The sequence below is a fragment of the Mycobacterium bourgelatii genome (assembly GCF_010723575.1).
Classification (GTDB): domain Bacteria; phylum Actinomycetota; class Actinomycetes; order Mycobacteriales; family Mycobacteriaceae; genus Mycobacterium; species Mycobacterium bourgelatii.
In genome coordinates this window covers 118,380-138,662 of the sequence record NZ_BLKZ01000001.1, presented here as the reverse complement: position 1 = coordinate 138,662, position 20,283 = coordinate 118,380, and the positions used below count along the sequence as shown (strand labels likewise).

Here is a 20,283-nt window from a genome sequence, read left to right as displayed (position 1 = left end):
GGGCAATGGCTCATACCGGGCACTCGAACCTTGTTTCCTGCTTTCGGTCTCGTCTCGAAACCTACGGCGAAACAAGGAATTTCACTTACCTGGTCGAGTCTGGGCGGCATCTGGTTGAAGACGTCACGACGCTTACAGCCCTCGACCGCAGCGCTCGCGAGGTGGCGGCGTGGCTGGGCTCACGTCCGGAAGCCACGCGGCCCGTGCTGCTGTTGTTCGAGCCGGGTCTCGACTTTTGGCGGGCGTTCCTCGGCTGCGTGTACGCCGGTGTGATCGCGGTCCCGGCTCCGCTGCCGCATGACGAACGCAGCTTGTCCCGTGTCGCCAGCATTCTTCGCGACGCCGGTAGTGGTCTGGCACTCACCAGCGCCAAGCTCCGCGACGTGCTCGCCGCGGGCATCGATGGCCTCGGCCTTGAGCACCCGATCCGCTGCGTGGCGATCGACGACGGGCCGCTCGCCGACCCGGATGACTGGACGATGCCGCAGATCGCGCCCGACGCCGTGGCCTTCCTGCAGTACACCTCCGGCTCGACCGGTGACCCGAAGGGCGTCGGCGTCACCCACGGCAACGTGCTGAGCAACGAGGCGACGATCGCCGAAGCGGTTGGTGTGACCGACGAGTCCGTCCTCGTCGGTTGGATTCCGCACTTCCACGACATGGGCCTGATCAGCGGGATGCTGGCGTTCTTCGTGGGGACCAACATCGTCAACATGTCTCCGCTGGCATTCCTGAAGCAGCCGATCCGCATGCTCAAGGCGGTCAGCGACTACCGCGGCACCCACGCCGCCGCACCGAACTTCGCCTACGACTTGATCGCCCGCCGGGTGACCCCTGAGCACCTCGCCGGGCTCGACCTGTCCTCCTGGAAAGCCGCGCTCAATGGCGCCGAGCCGGTTCGCCGCCGCACCGTGGAGCGAATCACCGAGCTGCTTGCGCCGGCCGGGTTTGCGGCTACGGTCTTGCGTCCTACCTACGGTCTGGCCGAGGTGACGTTGATGGCCACCATCTGTGGCGGCGTGCAGCGCTACCTCGACGCCGATGCCGAAGCTCTCGAGCAGAACCGCTACTCACCCGCTACGCAGCGGTCGGTCAGCCTGGTGAGTTCCGGCGCGCCGGCACCCGGCGTCGACGTGCGCATCGTCGGCCCGGACACCCTCGAGGAGTTGCCCGAGGACCGCGTCGGCGAGATCTGGCTGCGCAGCCCGAGCGTGGCCAGCGGCTACCGCAACCGCCCGGAGGAGACACTCCAGCGCTTTGAGGCCCGCACCAGCGGCGGCGACGGTCCCTTCCTGCGCACGGGCGACCTGGGGCTGCTGCACGACGGCGAGCTCTACGTCACCGGCCGTCGCAAAGATCTGTTGATCATCAACGGCCGCAACCTCTACCCGCAGGACATCGAAGAGTTCGTGCAGACCGTGCACCCAGCGTTGGCCGGTGCACGCGGAGTTGTCATCTCGGTCGACGTCAACGACGCCGAACGCCTCGTCCTGATCCAGGCGGTCAAGGACGCCGTACTGGACGGATTGACCTATGCGGAACTGGCCGCATCGGTCAAGCGCGACGTCGCACGAGCCTTTGAGGTCCCGGCCCCCGGTGTGGTGTTGGTCGACCGCGCCGGCATCCATCTCACGACCAGCGGAAAGGTACAGCGCGCGTCGATGCGCGCCGCCTACCTGAATTCCGAGCTGTCCAACGTTCTCCACGTCAGCCCCGTGATCGGGTGACAAGCTCCGTTACGCGACGGCCGCCGTCTGCTCCACGAGGGATGTGCTGATGTATTCGGCGATGTGCGCAAGGGTCGGGTAGTCGAAGACCAGGGTCGGGTCGACGTCGATGTCGTACTGCATCTCGATCTGGCCCACCAGGCTGACCGCTTGGACGGAGTCCACACCCATCTCGGCCAGCGGCACCATCGGGTCCAGGCTGGTGACCGAGACCTCGAGCGCGGCGGCGAGGGTCGTGGTCAGCCAGCGGAGGATCGGGCGGCGGTTGGCGTTCATCGGGGCTCCTGTGCGGTGACGGTTGCTGTTGGGAATGAGTCTCAGGAGCGGGGCTTGCTGTTCTCTTGGAGCTTTCTCAACGCCCTAAAAGGGCCAGCTAACGGCACAAATCGACTCGTCACCCACTACCCTTGACCGCATGATGTCGCCCGCCTACCCCGGCGTTGAACCGGTCACCTGATGACCGACATCGCCGTCGTCGGGCTTGACTGCCGCTTTCCCAAAGCAAGCGACCCGGCCCGGCTGTGGAAGTTGTTGCTGGACAACGCGGACGCAATCGACGAGATTCCGCCGACCGAGCGCTGGGACGCCGCCCAGCTAGTTGCCGACGGGACGATCAACCACCGGACCGGCGGGTCGATCAGCGACGCGGACGCTTTCGACAACGAGTTCTTCGGCATCCCGCCACGCGAAGCGGAGGCGATGGACCCACAGCAGCGCCTGCTGCTCCAAACGGCCTGGCGGGCAATCGAAAACGCCACCCTTGATCCACGGGCGCAGGCGTGTTCGAAGACCGGGGTGTACGTCGGCGTGATGGCCAACGAATGGGCCCACCTGCACATGGCGGACCACCGGCGGATCACTGCGCAGTCCGGCACCGGCAACGGCTACTTCATGACCGCCAACCGGCTGTCCTACCAACTGGACCTCAGGGGCCCCAGCCTCGCCGTGGACACCGCGTGCTCTTCGTCCTTGGTCGCCGTGCACCTGGCCGTCCAGGCGCTGCGCAATGGCGAATGCGACCAAGCGATCGCCGCCGGCGTGAACCTGGCCCTGACCCCCGCACTCAATGTCTTCTACACCCAGGCCGGTTTGGCGGCCCCGGATGGGCGCTGCAAGCCGTTCAGTGGCTCGGCCGACGGCATCGGTCGCGGCGAGGGCGTCGCCGCCGTCGTCCTGCGCCGACTGGACGACGCCCTCGCCGCGCGGTTGCCGATCTACGCCGTTATCAAGGGCAGCGCGGTCAACAGCGACGGCCGCAGCAACGGCATCACCGCACCCAGCCGCTGGGCCCAGCAGCAGGTCGTCGACGCCACCTACAAAGCCGCCGGAATCAGTCCGGCGCAGATCAGCTTCGTCGAGGCGCACGGCACCGGCACCCTGCTGGGCGACATGATCGAGGCGAAAGCCCTTGCCCATGCCCATCGATCCGGGCGTGACCAGCCCTGCGCGGTCGGGTCGATCAAGGGTAACCTCGGCCACACCGAAGGCGCGGCCGGGATCGCGGGCCTGATCAAGGTCGTGCTCAGCCTGCACCACGGCGTGGTCCCGCCGTCCCGATTCGCCGACACCGAGAACGAGGCGCTACGACTGGCCGACGGTGGGCTGCGGTTGTTGTCCGAACCGATGGAGCTGCCCGCCGACACGGTCTATGCCGGTGTATCCAGCTTCGGCATTGGCGGCACCAATTGCCATGTGGTGCTGGCCACCGCGCCCGCCGATGAACCTGTGGCTCAGCCCAAGTCGGGAACCACCGGCGGGGGCATCCTCTCCCTCTCGGCCGACTGCACCGAGGCGTTGCGACGCAACGCATTACAGCTTGCCAAGGACATCGAGAGCACCGCGGCTCCCCTATCGCAGCTGTGCTGGTCGACCAACCAGATCAAATCCCGGGGCAAGGTCCGGCTGGCCGTGGTCACCGCCGATCGCTCCGAAGCCGTCGCAGCGTTGCGTGCCGACGACTTGGAAACCGTTGTGTCCGGCGGGATGTCGGCCGGCTGGTTGTTCAGCGGTCAGGGCGCGCAGTACCCCGGCATGGCCGCGGCGCTGCAAGAGAACATCCCGGCATTCCGCGACGCGTTCGACCGGGTCGAGACGGCGCTGCTGCCGCACCTGGGGGTGCGCATCCGCGATGTCATGGATGACGACCGCATCAACCGCACGGAATTCGCCCAGCCCGGTATCTTCGCGCTGCAGTATGCGCAGGCACAGGCGCTGGTTGAGATGGGCGCCGAACCGGCCTGGCTGCTCGGCCACAGCATCGGCGAGTACGCCGCGGCCGTCATCGCCGAGGTATTCAGCCTCGACGATGCCTGCCGCCTGGTCGCCGCCCGAGGCCGCTTGATGCAGCAACTGCCCGACGGCGGTGGCATGCTGGCGGTCCTCGGTCCGATCAGCGAGATCGACGGGCTGCCACTGGATCTCGCTGCCGTGAATGGACCCGAAGAGATCGTGCTCTCCGGTGCGCTCGAAGAGATCGAGCGGGCGGCGCACTCCCTCACCGAGGCCGGCGTGCGAGTGCGACGGCTCAACGTGTCGCACGCCTTCCACTCCCGGCTGATGGAGCCGATCGCCGCCGAGTTCGCGGCCGTCGCCGCGCAGTGTGACTACGGATTGCCCGCTTACCCCATCTATTCCACCTTGCACGGCCGGATGCTCGGTGACGACGAACCAATGGATGCGGCCTACTGGACCGCGCATGTCGGGGCGACCGTGCGGTTCGCCGACGCGGCCGCCGCGGCGATGGAGGCCGATCCGACGCTGCTCGTCGAATTCGGGCCCAAGCGGACCCTGGGCCCAATGATCGTACGAGCACAGGAGGCCACTGCTGAAGTCGTCCCGCCGTCCGTGACGGTTGCGTCGGGCGTCGCGGAAACCGTTGCCGCACTGTACCGCCACGGCCTGAATCCGAACTGGAGCCTGTTGTATCCAGCCGAGGCTCAGGTGACGCATCGGTTGAGCGGCTACCAGTTCAGCACCACCAATCGTTTTTGGGTCAACGAATCCGCCACCATGTCAACCTCTGCCTCGGCAGGCACCCCCACCTCCACTTTCACCCAGGACACAACGATGGACAATCTCATCGCGCTGTTCCGCGAACAAGCGGCCGTGCTCGCCGCATACAGCGGTGGGAATGTGCCGGCTGTGCCGTTCCCAGAGTCACTGACGACGCAACCGGCCGTCAGTACGGCGGGCATCGTGCGGTCCGAAATCGCCCGGGTCAGTGGATTTCCGGAGCAGCGACTGCGCAACTCCCAGACCATCATCGGCGACCTGGGGTTCGACTCGATCATGGTGACGGACCTGTTCGGTGGCTTGAATCGCAAGCTGCCGGGCCGCAACATCAATCTGGCGATGTTCGGTCCCGCCACCACGGTCGCCGACGTGATCGTCATGGCCGGCGGCCAGGCGCACGAATCCGCAACGGGAACAACGCCGAACGGGTCCGTGCAGCCGGAATACGACATCAGCGAGTTCGCCGAAGTCAAGGCGCTGGCCGAGCGCATCGCGCACGTCGAGGCCGCCGGCATCGAGAACCCGTACTTCGTGGTCAACGACGGCATCACCGATGCCACCTCGATAGTCAACGGCGTCGAGGTAATCAACTTTTCCAGCTTCAATTACTTGGGCATGTCCGGTCACCCAGCGGTAGCCGAGGCGATGACCGACGCGGTTCGCCGCTGGGGCAGCTCCTGCTCGGCGTCGCGGCTCCTCGCCGGCGAAAAGCCGATTCACCGCGACCTGGAGCTCGAGCTGGCCAAACTCCTCGGCACCCAGGATGCACTCGCACTGGTCAACGGCCACGCCACCAACGTCACGGTGATCGGACACCTGCTCGGTGAAGGCGACCTGGTGATCCATGACAGCCTGGCGCACGACAGCATCGTGCAGGGCTGCAAGCTCTCCGGCGCGACCAGGCGGCCGTTCCCGCACAACAACCCCGCCGCCCTGGACGAAGTGCTGACCAACATCCGCCACCAGTACCGCCGGGTGCTGATCATCATCGAGGGCGTCTACAGCCAGGACGGTGACATCGCCGACCTGCCGGCGTTCATCGACGTCAAACGCAAACACCAGGCGCTGCTGATGATCGACGAGGCACATAGCATCGGGGTGCTCGGCGCGACCGGCGGCGGCATCGGGGAGTACTTCGACGTCGACCGCGGTGCGGTTGAATTGTGGTCCGGCACAATGTCGAAGGCATTGGCTGCCTGCGGCGGCTACGTCGCCGGGACCAACGAACTCATCCAATACCTCAAGTACACGACGCCGGGTTTCATCTTCAGTGGCGGTATACCGCCGAGCATCGCGGCGGCCGCGCTGGCGGCGATCCGAACAATGCACAGCGAGCCGGAGCACCTGGTTAGGCTGCGCGAATTGTCCATGCTGTTCCTGCGCCTGGCTCGCGAAGCCGGCCTGGACACCGGCGACAGCTTGGGCACTCCGATCGTGCCGTGCATCGTCGGCGACTCGATGACCGCACTCAAGCTGTCGAACGCGTTGCTGAAGCGCGGTGTCAATGTCAACCCAATCCTGTACCCGGCCGTGCCGGAGGACAAAGCGCGGCTGCGGTTCTTTATAACGAGTTGCCATTCCGAAGACCAGATCCGTTACACCATCAAGGTTCTCACCGAAGAGCTTGCGCTGATAAAGGCGGCGGCTTAGCCGCTGCGCATGGTGACATGCAGCTGAACGCAGAGAACTCAGGGACGCTGCAGATCCCGGTCCAGCAATACGACCGGGGTCAAATACGCACGGGCATCGTGCATTTCGGCGCGGGTGGCTTCCACCGCGCCCACCAGGCCATGTACATCGACAGGCTGCTCAACCAGGGACTGGCCCAAGACTGGGGCATCTGCGGCGTCGGCGTGCTGCCCGCCGACCGGCGCATGCGCGACGTGCTGCGCGCTCAGGACCACCTGTACACGTTGATCCTCGAACACCCCGACGGCATCCGGGAACCGCGGGTCATCGGCTCCATCGTCGATTTCCGTTATGCCCCAGACGACCCCGAAGTGGTAGTGGAACTGCTCGCGGACCCGGCCGTCCGGATCATCTCGCTGACCATCACCGAGGGCGGCTACAGTCCCCCGTTGAGTGCCGTCTTCGAACTGGTGACCACGGCCTTGCAACGCCGACGTGAGCGACGGCTCCTGTCGCCGACGATCGTGTCCTGCGACAACATCGTCGAGAACGGTCAGGTGGCGCGGCGGGCCTTCACGTCCTACGCGCAGTCATCGGATCCCGCCCTTGCGCAGTGGATGCAAGAGAACACCCGGTTCCCGAATTCGATGGTCGACCGCATCACGCCGGTCACCACGCTCGACGTGATCGAAGGACTGCAGGCCGAATTCGGAGTCGAAGATGCCTGGCCGGTGGCCACGGAGCCGTTCGCGATGTGGGTGCTGGAGGATGATTTCGCCGACGGTCGACCCCCACTGGACCTAGCGGGTGTGCGGCTCGTCGACAACGTATCCCCGTACGAAGCCATGAAGCTGCGGTTGCTCAACGCCAGCCATCAGGGGCTGTGCTACTTCGCCTACCTGATGGGGTACCGGCTCGTACACGACGCCGCACAGGACCCGGTGATCGCCGAATTCCTCACGCGTTACATGGATTCCGAGGCCTTGCCCACGCTGGCCAAGATCGACGGCCGCACCGAGTTCAAGGAACAGCTCATTCCGCGATTCGCCAACGCGTACGTCCGCGACACGGTGACCCGGTTGTGCGCCGAATCCTCCGACCGAATCCCGAAGTGGCTGCTGCCCGTCGTCCACGACAATCTCCGCTCCGAAGGACCGGTACGACTCGCGGCGGCCATCGTCGCGAGTTGGGCCCGTTATGCCGAGGGCATCGACGAAGACGGACAACCGATCGACGTGGTGGACCGGCTGGCCGGCACGCTCGTTCCGCTGGCCCGCTCACAGCGGGACAACCCCGCGGCCTTTCTGACCAACCGGTCCTTGTTCGGCGATCTGGTTGACGATCGACGCTTCCTGGAACCGTATCTGTGGACGTTGGAGTCGCTGCACCACCGCGGCGCCCGCGCCACCCTGGATGCGCTGCTACGGAGGGAAGGGAGCAACGACGCATGACCCTGGTAGCGGGCATCGACTCGTCCACGCAGTCGTGCAAGGTGCTGGTGTGCGACGCCGACACCGGTGATGTCGTCCGCCAAGGCCGGGCCAGTCACCCCGACGGCACCGAGATCGACCCGGCCGCTTGGGAATCCGCAGCCCGGGACGCCGTCGCGGCCGCGGGTGGCCTAGACGACGTTGACGCCGTCGCCATCGGCGCACAGCAGCACGGCATGGTGTGCCTCGACGCCAGCGGCCAGGTGGTGCGGCCGGCGTTGTTGTGGAACGACATCCGGTCCGCCGGCGCCGCGCGGGCCTTGGTGGACGAACTCGGCGGCCCCGACGCATGGGCGCAAGCCGTCGGCCTGGTTCCGCTCGCCGCCATCACGGTGGCCAAACTGCGCTGGCTGGCCGACCACGAGCCGGCGAACGCCGATCGCACGGCGACCGTCTGCCTGCCGCACGACTGGCTGACCTGGCGGCTCAACGGCGACGGGGGCGCCCTCGACCTCGCGACCCTGACGACCGATCGCAGCGACGCCAGCGGTACCGGCTATTACGACGCAGCCAGCGGTCACTACCGGTTCGACCTCCTCGAATTGGCGCTACACGGCCGACGTCCCGAGCTGCCCGAGGTCCTAGGGCCGGCGGAACGAGTCAGTGGTGCACGGATTTTCGGCGCCGGCCTCGGCGACAACGCTGCGTCGGGGCTCGGCCTCGGCGCCGACGAGGGAGATGTCGTCGTCTCGGTCGGGACGTCGGGCGTCGTGTGCTCCGTCACCGCCCACCCGGTCCGCGACGGGGCCGGTTTCGTCGCGGGATTCGCCGACGGGACCGGACGCTACCTACCCCTGGTGTGCACGCTCAACGGTGCGCGGATCCTCGACGCCACCGCCGCGTTGCTGCGGGTCGACCACGACGAACTTTCCCGGCTCGCGCTCTCGGCACCGCCGGGCAGCAAGGGCCTGGTCCTGGTCCCCTACTTCGAGGGCGAGCGAACTCCGAACCGCCCCAACGCAACCGGCGCGTTGCACGGGCTGCGGGTATCGAACTCTCATCCGGCCAACGTGGCCAGGGCGGCGGTGGAGGGACTGCTGTGCGCGCTTGCCGACGGGCTCGGCCAACTCACCAAGCACGGGGTCGTCGCGCGGCGGATCCTGCTGATCGGCGGAGCGGCGCAGTCGCAAGCACTGCGCGAGATCGCTCCGATGGTTTTCGGGCTCCCCGTGCTGGTACCGAGTCCTGCGGAGTACGTCGCGCTGGGCGCGGCGCGCCAGGCCGCGTGGGCGTTGAGCGGCTCACCGCTGCCGCCCGCGTGGCAGCCGCCGGCGACGCAAGAATACACCGCCGACCCGACCCCGGACGTGCCGGAACGCTATGCGCAACTGCGTGATTTGACCGAGGGCGGGCCCTAACGCAAATTCGCCCTAATCAAGTGGACGGAATACCGGCAGTATCCGGTACTGCGCCGCGAAGGTCGCCTCCTCGTACTCCTCACCGATCTCTCCGTCGTGGGCGATGAGCGTGGGACCATCGACGGCGGTGAAAGTGAATTGGGGAACCTGCATTTCGTGGTAGAGCGGGCTGCGCTGCAGACGTCCGAGGAGCATCGCGGTCAAGATCCGCAGTGTCGAAAACCTGGGGCCGGTTTCCAGGATGCGCACATCGATGAGCCCGTCGTCCATCCGGGTGCGGCGGGCGGGCGCGAACCCGGTCGGCACGTATAGAGAATTCCCGATGAAGAACAGCGATGTCTGCAGTGTCTTGTTGTCGTAGCTGATCCGGACGGTCTGGTCCTTACGCAGCGTGTGCCACGTCGCGTAGAGCGCCGCCAACGGCTTGCCGATGCGGTGTTCGAGCTTCTCGCGCTGCTGGACGAAGGTGGGGTACGCGCCGATGCTGGCGGTGTTGACGACCATGCGATCTTCGTTGAGGCACACCAGATCAACACGGGACACCGTGCCGCGGCGGATCGCGTCGATCGTCTTGGCCACCGTGTCGCAGCCGATGTCCTTGGCGAAATGGTTGAACGTCCCGGCAGGGAATACCGCCAGCGGAAGCCCCGCCTGCAGGGCAACCTCCGCCGCGGTGGCTACGGTGCCGTCACCCCCGCCGACCGCCAGCACCTCGGCCCGCTCGGCCGCGCGGCGCAGCACCTCTCGCGGGTCGTCGTCCGGGCCCAGTTCGACGATTTCCACCAGCGGCAACTCGGCTCGGACCTCGTCGATGACGCGTGCCCCGGTGCCGCTGCCGGACGCCGGGTTGACGACCAGGACCACTCCCGCCCCCTCCGGGCGGGCCGGGGCCTCGACCCGCAGCAGTTCCGTTCTAGGCAGGGCGGTTTCGGCGATCGGCGGGACGAGCCGGCTGCCCAGGACGGCGATGCCGGCGCCGATGCCAAAGCCGATGACCACGTCGCCGGGGTAATGCGCGCCGGTTGCCACCCGGGACAGGCCGACCAGACCGGCCAGCATCGCCAGCGGAAAGCCCAGCGTCGGGTTTTCCAGCCCCACCCCGACGGCGAACGCGGCGGCGCTCGCGGAGTGCCCGGACGGCAGCGAGTTGGACGTCGGGCGACGCCGCACGCGTCGGACCAGCGGCACCGATTCATACAGCGGACGTGGGCGCTGACGGATGCGCTTGGCGACCTGATTGGTGACCAAACTGGTCACCGCCAGCGACGCCACCCCACGTACGGCGCCGCGCTGCGCGGAGTACTTTCCGGAGGCGAAGAGCGCCGCCGCAATGGCGATCCAGAGCTTGGAATGGTCGGCCGCGCGGGTCAGCGGCGGCATTGCCGTATCCAGTAGGGGTGTCGGGCTCTCGGCGATCGCCTCAAACAGCTCGCGATCAAGGGCACCCAAGCCCCGAGTTACCCGCTCCATGCCGCGCGCGCGGCGCCAGGGCAGCGTGTCCATTGCATCCACACTATGTGGGCGCGTCAGCTCAGGCGTACCGGATCGTGGGGATGCGGCCGTAACGGGCTTGTCTCGATGGTCATCCAGCCCGACAGCGGCAGCGAATCCAAAATCGCCATCAACTCGCCGGGATCGCGGGCTCGCCACAGTCCCAGGGTGCGGGGCCCGTCCGGACCGTCGGCCAGCGTCCAGAACCGCACCAGGTGCCCACCGGCCGCCAGGTCGCGAGCGCGGCCGGCCTCCCGCGCCACGGCCTCGTCGACGGTGGACGCCGGGGTGCCTTGCGGCACCGTCATCGTCATCGTGATCAGGAACTCGGGCCCCTTGCCTGGCCGGATGGTTATCCCCTGACCCAGCGGGTCGTTCGGATGCGGACCGAGCGGCGTGACTTCGTCAAACCGCCAGATCTGCGGTGGAGCTGCGGCCACGGCGCGGTGCAGGTGTGCCTCGTCGTCAGCGTCGAACAGCGCCAGGGTGCACCCCTCGTCCGGACGCAGGGGCATGCGCCACAGGCGCAGTAGTCGCCCCTGTACGGCGAGCTCGCGGGATCGCGCGGCCTCTAGCGTGCCAACGTCGGCGGCCTGGCCTTCTGACGTGCCCTGGGCAAGGTGGGCCGTCATGGTGACGAGAAATTCCATGCCTGCCGGCCGACCTAACCGATCGTGAACGGTTTGCTGAGATTCGGCACGAAAAGACTGTAAAGCTACTCCTTGTAAACCCGCACGACGACGGGGTCATCCGAGCTGACCACCGATCCGGGCGGCGGCTCGATGCCCACCGCGGTCCAGCACGACTCCAGCATGACCACTCGGTAGGCGGGATTCGTCGAAGACATGCTCACGTCGGTGAAACCCATTCGTTGCAGGGTCTTTCGCACCGTGTCGCCGTCTTTGCCACACAGATCAGGAACGGTGATCCGAGTCGGGGGGCGCTGCGGACTCACGGTAGCGATCGATGCGCTTTCTGCTAATAGTTGCTAGCGACAATGTTTGCGTTGACGCAATTATAAGCTACTGCCCGGCCAAATGATGGCAGCGGTTTGGTTGGGATTCGGTTCGCCGGCAGCGGTGGCGAATCGATCCAGGGCCGTCTTGAGCTGCTCGCGGTCCTTTGGCGCCATGTCGCGCAGCACCCGGGTGATGGCTGCGCGCCGGTGTTTGATGACCTTGTTGACCAGGCGCCGCCCGGCGGGGGTGAGACTCAGAACGATGTGGCGTCTATCGTTGACCGCTTCTTGGCGGTCGAGCAGCCCCGCCTTGATCAGTCGGTCGCAGATGCGACTGGCGTTGGATGGGTTGACGTCCAGAGCTTCTGCCACCGCCGCGAGGTTCAGCGGACCTCTGGTGTCGATCATCACCAGGACGCGCAACTGCGGAACGGTCACGCTGTCGTCCACCGCGGCGATGGACGCCGCGGCGATACCTACGAGCGCCCGCGACGCCCGCAGTACGGCTTCAATCTGGTCGGCCGAAGGCCCCTCGCCAGGCACAAATCACCGCGCTAGAAGACGCGCACCCAGTCGACGAGCATGTCCATAGGGTACGTCCCACTTGCGGGATCACCACCACCGGAACCGCCGACCGCGAGGTTCAGGACGGGGAACACTGTGTAATCAGGATCGTTGAACGGCCATTCCCGGAAGGGCTCGTCCAGGTTCTCGATGCCCGTCGCAGGAACGCTGAAGTAGGGTTGGTCGCCTTCGGCATAGTCAAGCCAGAAATACATGCCGGTGACGTCCCAGCGCACCCGCCAGTTGTGCCACCCGCCGTCCACACCGATGGGGTGCGTCTCAAACGCGGTGCCGTCCGGATTGGCGTGCACGGTGGTCCCGGACGGCCACGTCCCGTTGCCGTACCACTCGATCAAGTCGATTTCCCCGCTGCGGCCGGGGTCGTCGTTGGACAACCACCAGGCCGGCCACATGCCAGGCCCCAGGCAGTTGAACTTGATCCGAGCTTCCCAGGTGGTCCCGACACCCCCGCGCCAGAGGCCGTGAACCAGCCCGCCGAAATAACTGTTGCCGTCCCTGGTGGCGCGCAGCACCAGGTTCGAGTTGCCGTCCAGGAACACATTTGCGCGGCTGTCGCGGTACTGGCCCCAGAATTGCGGCCGGTCGAAGCCGACGGGGTTTCGGATCGGCGTCCGGAAGTTGGAGACGCCCCACTTCGACGGGTCCGGCGCCGAGCCTGCCGGACCGTCGAATTCGTCGTGCCATAGCCAGCCGCCGGACGCTCCGGCGGCGGGCGCGAGCGGTGCGGGCGGAGCTTTCGGGGGACCCGCAGGAGTTTGCGGGCGAGACGGGTCGGCGAGGGCATTCGGGGCCGGGATCGCGGCCGCAAGGGCACCGAATCCCGCCATCATGATCATGCGACGACGGTCCATCTGAGGCATAAGAATGGGACGATAGCAGTCCGCGCCGCGCCGCGGAGAGATCGGCACTTTCGCTCAGCGGTCTCGATACGGTGGCCTGCCGATCACCACCCCATCTCAAGCGGACTCTGGTTCGCTCAGCTTGACCAGTGTCTTACCGATGTTCAGGCCGGTGAACAGCCCATTGAGCGCGTCGATGCACGACTCGATGCCGTCGAAAATAGTTTGCCGATGCTTGAGCTGGCCGTCAGCCTCCCACTGGCGCAGGTGCGCAAAGGCTTCGTCGAACCGGTGCCACTGGTCGAGTGCGTTAAAGCCTTGCATGAGTGCGGTTTTGGACAACAGGTTCACGTAGTTTGCTGGGCCCGGATGCTCGCCGGTCAAGTAGCTGGAGATGACCCCACACAACACCACCCGCGCCTTCGGTGCGAGCCGGCCCAGTACCGCGTTCAGTATCGGGCCGCCGACGTTGTCGAAGTAGACGTCCACGCGCCGCGGGCAGTGCTCCTTGAGAGCGGCCGCCAGGTTGCCCGCCTTGTAGTCGATGCACGCGTCGAAGCCGAAGTCTTCAACCACGGCCCGGCACTTCTCCGGTCCACCCGCGATGCCCACCACCCGGGCGCCCGCGATCTTGGCGATCTGACCGGCAATAGACCCGGTCGCGCCTCCGGCCGCCGAAACCACCACCGTCTCACCCGGTTGCGGCCGCCCGATGTCGGTCATCCCGAAATAAGCGGTGGCGCCGGTGGGGCCGTAGACGGACATGATGGCCAGCTGATCACTCTCACCGGGAATGGGTGTGCTGAATACGTCATCGCGAATGATCACGTACTCCTGAAATCCCGTCAGCGTGGTGACGATGTCGCCGACGGCGTAAGCGTCACAACGCGTCTCGACGACCTCGCCGATCCCGGCCGCCCGGATAACTTCGCCCAGCTGGACCGGCGGTAGGTAGCTGGGCTGGTCGTCGAGCCAGGTCCGGACCGCGGCATCGAGGCCCACATACGTGGTGCGCAGCAACGCCTCACCTTCGCCCGGCTCGGGTGCCGGCCGGGTGATCAACTCGGTGTCACCGGGCTGAACCAACCCCTTCGGGCGACGACGCAACACAATCTGACGGTTCGGCAAGTCGGCCACGACTGCGATCCTATGCGCAGACTGTTCGCTCCCTACTCGGTTCGATGTGCGTGTGGGAGCATCGATTCATGAACCCTGAGGACGACCCGGAAGCCCGCATCCGGCAGCTCGAGCAACCTCTGGCCGACGTCGCCCGCGCGTCCGAAATTGGCATCAACGACGATGGCGGCCAGGCGTATCAGTACCCGCCTCCGCCGCCCGGTCCGGTGCCGCCGCCGATGACACCTTCGGCACCCTCGTACGGCTCGTACGGCTCGTACGGCTCGGGATACAGCAGCCCGTTTCCGGGTGCGACCGCGCGATCGGTCTCGGGGATGCGGGCGTTTTGGCTCTTGGCCACGTTGTTCGTCCTGATCGCACTGGGCGTCGCCGGCGCCATTGCGTTCTTCGTGTCCAACCAGCTGCACCGCAACGACTTCTCGGTGCCGACGATTTCGGAGACGTTCGGAACTGCGGCCCCGCCTTCTGAGCCCACCTCCGCGCCATCGCCTCCCGACGCCAAGACCGCAACACCGACCCCCGGGCCCACGACCGCCGGTCCGACGACCGCTGCCCCGCCGCAGGGCGCGCCGCTTTCCATCTCCGGCATCGACGAGAACCGGACGATCGCCTGCAACGACAACGTCGTCACCGTGAGCGGAATCTCCAACACCGTCGTACTCACCGGGCACTGCGCGAGCGTCACCGTGTCCGGCATGGAGAACACGGTGACCGTCGACTCCGCCGACAAGCTCGACGCCTCCGGCTTCAACAACAAGATCATCTACCACACGGGATCGCCGACGATCTCCAAGTCCGGCGACGGCAACGAGATCGCCCAGGGCTGACCAGTCGCGCTAACCCATTTGTTGGGCCTGGGCCAGATATCCCATGAATTCGGCTGCGCGCGCCCCGGCGGCTAAACGCTGCACCAACTCGCGATAACCGGGTTCGTCGCCGCGTGCACGCGCGAGCAGGGCACGCATCCGCAGCACCGCCAGTTCGTGCAGCACGAAGCCGGGTTCGGTCGGCACCGCCGCAAGTCTGTCGATCGCTTTTTGGGCCTCGTCCAGGTCGGTAGCGGAACCACGCGCCAGCAACGCCTCGACCAGTGCGGCGGTCGCCGGTCCGCGGAAAATCATTTCGCCGGTGTCGAATTGCTCGGTGATCACGGCCGTGGCGAGCTCGGTCGCCCCGTCGATGTCTCCCGCTCGGGTTCGCTCCCGGGCGAATTCGATGTCGCAGATCCGCCGCAACGCGCGCGGGAGCTGTTCGGAGACGAACATATCCTTGGCCTTGACCAAGCATTCCATGCCCCCGGCTTCGAAATCGTTGTGCAGCAACGCCATGGCCCGGTTCAGCAAGGCGTAGGCAAGTGCAACGTCGTCGCCGGACCGTTGCGCGAGTTCCAAGGATTCTGCCGCCAGAGCCAAATCACGCTCGGTGGGCTGCACGGCGCCGTTCTGAATTGCCGCCGCGTACTTGTACAGCTGAACGTAGGAACGGGCACCGGCGTCCACCGCGCGGGCCATCACGATGCCGGCCCGTAGGTCGTCACGCCAGCCTTTGCGCCCCAGGAACATTCCGGCCGCACCCTTGACGGTCAGCGCCCAGGCGAGTGGAGAACCGATCAGCAGGTTGCCCATGGTGGGGTTGCCGTCCGCCAGGTCGATGACCCGTTGCGCCAGCCGCAGACTCTCCGTCGCTTCGCCGGCTTCCCATTTGGATTGGGCGGCCGCATAAAACAACCCGACGGTGATCGTCGGATCACCAATGGATTCGACGAGGGTGGCGAATTCCGAAGCCATTTCGGCGGCTTCGCGATGGCGCGAATGAAAGGTGAGGGTGGTGAGGTGCCCGGCCATCCCGATGACCAACGACTTCTTGTCACCCGCCAGGGTGGCCAACTCGCGCAACTCCTCGAATCCGGTATCGGCCGGCGTGCCGCCAACCTGAAAGGTGCTGCCGCACAACAGTGCCCGCGGCGCTATCCGCATGGACAGCAGGTCGGGCTCGTCCTCGGGGAGTCCGTCGGCGACGCGCAGCGCACATTGCCAACTCTGGCGGGCCGCCCGAATGTCGCGTGCCCCATACCAAGTCGCCGCTTGCATGTGCCACTCGAAAGCGTCGTGCAAGTCGCCGGCTGCCGCATATTGGGTTGCGACGATGGCGGCTTCCTCACCGGTGAACCCGCCGCGGGTTCGTTGCATCACCGCGGCGACCCGCCGGTGCAGCTCCGAACGGCCGGCCTTCAATTGCGATTCGTAGGCCACCGCCTGGATCAGTGGATGGACGAATCCATACTCGACGCGCGTGGCCCGCGGTACCACTTCGACCAGTTCGGCTTCGATCAGCGGCGCCAAATTCACTGCGTCCGGAGTGGTGTCGAGCAGTAACGCCAGGAGGGTGGTGTCGAACCGCGCGCCGATCACCGCCGCGGCGTGCAGCGTGCGCTTCGACATGGCGTTCAGTCGGTCGATGCGAGCACCGACGACCGCCTGAATGCTTGCCGGCACATGGATTTCGCTCACCTCACGCACGCAGACGTAAGCGCCCGGTGTGCCCTGCAACTCGCCGCGCTCAGCCAGGTCACGCACGATTTCTTCCGCGCAAAACGGAACGCCCGCCGCGCGCTCGGCGATCACCGCGGGCAACCCCGCGACCGACGGATGCTCGCCGAGGAGCTCGTTGATCAACTCGTAGATGTGCGAATCGCTCAGCGGAGCAATGCTAAACGCGGTAGCCCCAGGGATGCGCGACAGCGGCCCCCGATATTCCGGACGATACGCGATCAACAGCAGCGCGCGCGTCCTGGGCAGGGTGGCCGCGAATTCGGCGAGCATGGATTCGCTGGCGGCATCGATCCACTGGGTATCCTCGATGACATAGACGGCGGGCTCGGCCCGCGCCACCGCGAGGGTGTTGACGAGTTCGACGAGCCGCCGACGACGGGCGTCCGGGGTGACGTCGGGCAACGGTGTGTGGTCGTCGCGCACACCGAGCAAGTCGTCGAGCAGCACCAGATCTTCCGCACTGACGAAGGGAGCGGCAGTGCGCACTCGGCTCCGAGCCTGCTCGATGCCGAGGCCGCCGATGTCGAGCACCGCGCGCAACAGCCGGGAGATCACGTGGAACGCGATCTCGCGGGTATGGGATTCGCAGTAGGTGACGAACGTGTCGAACCCGATACCGCGGGCGGTCGTCAGCGTCTCACGGAGCAACCTGGTCTTTCCGACGCCCGGCCCGCCCTGCACGGTGACGGCGGTGCCGTGGCCATTCGCGACCCGGTCGAGCACCGCGCTGACGGTGGCCATTTCCCGCTCACGTCCCACCAGGCGCGATTCATGGCGCGGCTTGCGACGGCACTCCCCGTCGGCGGACAGCAGCCGCCGCGCCGGCACCCCGTCGTCGACACCCTTGATCTGCACGGTTTCGCGCTCCCCCAGGACAACGCGATGCTCGACGAGTCGCGCCGTCGATTCACTGAGCAACACGCCGCCCGGTGGCGCGGCCGACTCCATCCGCTGCGCCATCCCCACCTGGGCGCCGACCGCCGTGTAACCGAGGTGAGTGGCGCCGACTTCACCTGCGATCACCCGACCGGAATTCAGGCCGACCCGCAAGCGCAGGTCGATCCCGTCTAGGCGGGCCACCTCGACGGCCAGGTCTTTGGCCTCCTGCTGGATGTCCAAGGCCGCGAGGCAGGCCCGAAAAGCATGGTCCTCCAACGTGATTGGCGCACCGAACAGGGCCATGATGCCGTCGCCGGTGAACTTGTCCACGGTGCCGCCGTAGCGCTGCACCACCGCGGCGGAGCGATTGACCAGCTCGGTCATCACCTCACGCAGCCGCTCCGCCCCGAGGGCCGCCGCGATATCCATCGAACGCACGACGTCGGCGAACAGCACCGTCACTTGCTTGTACTCAGCCGGTTCGACGACCAGCGTCAGCCGCGCACCACAGGCATCGCAGAATCGCGCACCCTTGCGCGGCTCAGAACCGCAGGAGGGGCAAACTGGCGACGTTGCGGCCACACTCTGCAGAGAATAGGCCGCAAAATCGGTTATGTGGACTCGTCGGACTGATCCGGAGAGTCGTCGAGGACGCTGACCGCAATTCCGTAGGGCAGGAATCGGACCTTACGCTTCGGGTCGGTGTTGTTCTTGTTCGCGCGCAGAGCATCGAGTTCGGTGGCATACACCTGCTCGACGCGCGCGGACCCGTCATCGTCCACGGTGAAGATGGCCCATACGCCGTCGCCCGCCTCACCGGCGGTTTCGGGCGCCGGACGCGATCGCCGGCCCATGTCGTCGAACAGCACCGACCACGCAGACCGGTTTGCGGGACCGTTGACGAACTTCCCGATCCGGTCGAACACGTCGCGCAGCCCCTCGCTGCCCTCCCTGATCACCCGATCGATGTCGTCGGGATCGAAGCCAAAAGCATTTGAGTCGCCCACGCGACCTCCTCCAGTTAAGTCAGTTAGCTACCAGTGTGCGCCCTGTTAGACGCGGCCGCCACGAAGTCCGGACTTCGATGGGTCAGGGCGATGGCTTAGGGGCCAGGTTCGGGCGGGGCCGGCGGAGGCGGCGGCGGCGCGGGCGGGTAGATCGGGATCGGGATCGTGACGAACGGTACGTGCAGGTACATCGTCATGACCGGACTCGGAGGCGCGGCGGGCGCGGGCGGCGGCGCAGCCGGTTCGGGAGGGGCGGGCGGCGCTGCCGGAGCGGGCGGTGGCGCGGCCTCCGGCACGGGCGCCTGGACCGGCGGCGGCGCCTGCCGGGTCGGCTGGCGGCGCGGGGCGGGTACCGCATTCGCCACGGTCGGGGGCGCCTTCTGCACCACCGTCGGTTGCTGCAGCACCGTGGGCGGGGGCGGGGCGGCCACCTCGGTGACTGGCGCGGGCTTCGGGCTCGGCGCGGGCAGGTGTGCCGGGGGCGGTTCGGCAGTGGCCGGGGCCGGGATTTGACTCGCCGGCGGGGGGATGGTTGCTGGCGGGCTTACCGGGGGGTTCGCCGGCGTGGCAATGCCGGCCGGTGGGGTGGGTCGCGGGCTGGGCTCGGACAGCGCGGCGGGCCGGACGTCGGAGGTCAGGGAAATCACCAGTGCCCCGGCCGCCATGGCCGTCATCCCGGCCATGGCGCTGCCGGCCAGCGCCAGCCTGCGTGGCTTCTTGGCGTGCCCGCCGGCTAAGCCGTCTAAGCCGTCCGGGTCGTCCGACCAAGCGCTGTAGGCCAGCGCTTCGTCGCCCAGGTCAGCGTTGGCGCACACGTCAAGGTAGGTCGGGGTGAGGGCCTGGGAGTTCACCTCACCGGTGCCCGGATCCAGCGCGTAGGCCAGTGCGGCCGTGGACGATGCAAACAGTGGCGCGTTTGCCGAGGCCAGGGCCGCTCCCCGGGCCAGGGCCAGGTGCGGTTCCGCGGGGAAACTCACCGTCAATGCGGTCGCCGCCTCCAGCGCGGGCTTCAACGGCACGATGTCCACGCCACAGCCGACGACGAACACGCCCTTCGCTCGCGACGCCGGGGCATGGAGTTCGGCGACCATTGCCGCAAGCTCGGCGCGCCTGTCCCGCTCGACGCCGCCCAGCGGTTGCCGATGCAAGTCGACAATCGAGCCGTCGGCGACATCGACGACGGCCAGCGTGGCGCTGTCGGCCTCGACGAACAGCATGGCGATGTACGGGTAGTACAGAGCGGACCCGACCGTCTGGGTAAGGGCGGCCGCCGCGAGCAGCGGGGAAACCAGCATGACGTTGCCGATGTCGCGCGCCGCCAACTCTTCGCGCAGGGCAGTCGCCGCCGCGGGGTCCGTCCAGGTCACGCCGGCTGAGCTCAGCTGATGGCCAGCCTCCACCGCACCTTCGCGGGTGCCGACCAGCGCCGAGATCACCTGCGTGGGAGCGCCACCGGGCCGGACCTGAAAACTGTCTTCTTCGACGGTCGCGCCGTCGGCATTTTCACCCTCGACCAGCACCAAGCGGACAGCCGTGGGTTCCATCGATACCCCAAGGACGATGTCCACTTCGCCTCCCAAGAAGGCGGGCCCAGCGCACCCCGCGGGCCGCCGTGGCTT

General features: G+C 67.0%; 15 protein-coding genes. 5 read left to right on the top strand and 10 right to left on the bottom strand.

Features of this window, described 5'->3' with window-relative positions; genetic code table 11:
- Positions 1-5: 5 nt before the first annotated feature.
- Entirely contained in the window at positions 6-1,727 is a 1,722-nt protein-coding gene (locus tag G6N68_RS00590) for a fatty acyl-AMP ligase (RefSeq protein WP_163706651.1), read from the top strand.
- A 9-nt stretch (positions 1,728-1,736) separates the two neighbouring features.
- Here the strand turns inward: G6N68_RS00590 and G6N68_RS00585 are convergent, their stop codons facing one another.
- A complete protein-coding gene (locus tag G6N68_RS00585; RefSeq protein WP_163706649.1) occupies positions 1,737-2,003 on the bottom strand; it encodes an acyl carrier protein in 267 nt (88 codons plus the stop codon).
- A gap of 180 nt (positions 2,004-2,183) precedes the next feature.
- Between G6N68_RS00585 and G6N68_RS00580 the strand changes: the two genes are divergently transcribed.
- The 3 genes from G6N68_RS00580 to G6N68_RS00570 are packed head-to-tail and all read left to right on the top strand — an operon-like array spanning position 2,184 to position 9,216.
- Entirely contained in the window at positions 2,184-6,389 is a 4,206-nt protein-coding gene (locus tag G6N68_RS00580) for a type I polyketide synthase (protein WP_163706647.1), read from the top strand.
- Positions 6,390-6,406: 17 nt separating this feature from the next.
- Positions 6,407-7,819 (top strand): mannitol dehydrogenase family protein, encoded by a 1,413-nt coding sequence (locus G6N68_RS00575; protein ID WP_163706646.1) that lies wholly within the window; start codon positions 6,407-6,409, stop codon positions 7,817-7,819.
- Positions 7,816-9,216 carry an FGGY-family carbohydrate kinase gene (locus tag G6N68_RS00570; RefSeq protein ID WP_163706643.1) on the top strand — a complete coding sequence of 467 codons (1,401 nt, stop codon included), beginning with the start codon at positions 7,816-7,818 and terminating at the stop codon, positions 9,214-9,216. Before G6N68_RS00575 ends, G6N68_RS00570 begins: the two co-directional genes overlap by 4 nt.
- A 12-nt stretch (positions 9,217-9,228) precedes the next feature.
- Here the strand turns inward: G6N68_RS00570 and G6N68_RS00565 are convergent, their stop codons facing one another.
- The 6 genes from G6N68_RS00565 to G6N68_RS00540 all read right to left on the bottom strand — a co-directional run bounded on the left by G6N68_RS00565 (position 9,229) and on the right by G6N68_RS00540 (position 14,226).
- Positions 9,229-10,719 (bottom strand): bifunctional phosphatase PAP2/diacylglycerol kinase family protein, encoded by a 1,491-nt coding sequence (locus G6N68_RS00565; RefSeq protein ID WP_163706641.1) that lies wholly within the window; start codon positions 10,717-10,719, stop codon positions 9,229-9,231.
- Positions 10,720-10,742: 23 nt separating this feature from the next.
- Positions 10,743-11,357: a muconolactone Delta-isomerase family protein gene (locus tag G6N68_RS00560; RefSeq protein ID WP_163706639.1), complete on the bottom strand. Its 615-nt coding sequence runs from the start codon at positions 11,355-11,357 to the stop codon at positions 10,743-10,745.
- 65 nt (positions 11,358-11,422) lie between these two features.
- Entirely contained in the window at positions 11,423-11,662 is a 240-nt protein-coding gene (locus G6N68_RS00555; protein WP_163706637.1) for a PASTA domain-containing protein, read from the bottom strand.
- A 60-nt stretch (positions 11,663-11,722) separates the two neighbouring features.
- Positions 11,723-12,208, bottom strand: coding sequence for a MarR family winged helix-turn-helix transcriptional regulator (locus G6N68_RS00550; protein WP_163706635.1), 486 nt, complete (start codon positions 12,206-12,208; stop codon positions 11,723-11,725).
- Positions 12,209-12,219: 11 nt separating this feature from the next.
- Complete coding sequence (locus G6N68_RS00545) at positions 12,220-13,116, bottom strand: glycoside hydrolase family 16 protein (RefSeq protein ID WP_163717961.1); 897 nt, start codon at positions 13,114-13,116, stop codon at positions 12,220-12,222.
- A gap of 90 nt (positions 13,117-13,206) precedes the next feature.
- Complete coding sequence (locus G6N68_RS00540; RefSeq protein ID WP_163706633.1) at positions 13,207-14,226, bottom strand: NADP-dependent oxidoreductase; 1,020 nt, start codon at positions 14,224-14,226, stop codon at positions 13,207-13,209.
- Between the two features lie 68 nt (positions 14,227-14,294).
- Here G6N68_RS00540 and G6N68_RS00535 point away from each other — a divergent pair, with 68 nt between their 5' ends.
- Entirely contained in the window at positions 14,295-15,053 is a 759-nt protein-coding gene (locus G6N68_RS00535) for a DUF3060 domain-containing protein (protein ID WP_163706631.1), read from the top strand.
- Between the two features lie 9 nt (positions 15,054-15,062).
- Here the strand turns inward: G6N68_RS00535 and G6N68_RS00530 are convergent, their stop codons facing one another.
- The 3 genes from G6N68_RS00530 to G6N68_RS00520 all read right to left on the bottom strand — a co-directional run bounded on the left by G6N68_RS00530 (position 15,063) and on the right by G6N68_RS00520 (position 20,232).
- The gene (locus G6N68_RS00530) at positions 15,063-18,239 is read right to left on the bottom strand and encodes an adenylate/guanylate cyclase domain-containing protein (RefSeq protein ID WP_163706629.1); all 3,177 of its coding nucleotides are present in this window, start codon (positions 18,237-18,239) and stop codon (positions 15,063-15,065) included.
- Between the two features lie 29 nt (positions 18,240-18,268).
- Positions 18,269-18,664 (bottom strand): Rv0313 family protein, encoded by a 396-nt coding sequence (locus G6N68_RS00525; RefSeq protein ID WP_163706627.1) that lies wholly within the window; start codon positions 18,662-18,664, stop codon positions 18,269-18,271.
- 95 nt (positions 18,665-18,759) lie between these two features.
- Entirely contained in the window at positions 18,760-20,232 is a 1,473-nt protein-coding gene (locus G6N68_RS00520; protein WP_163706625.1) for a DUF7159 family protein, read from the bottom strand.
- Positions 20,233-20,283: the final 51 nt, after the last annotated feature.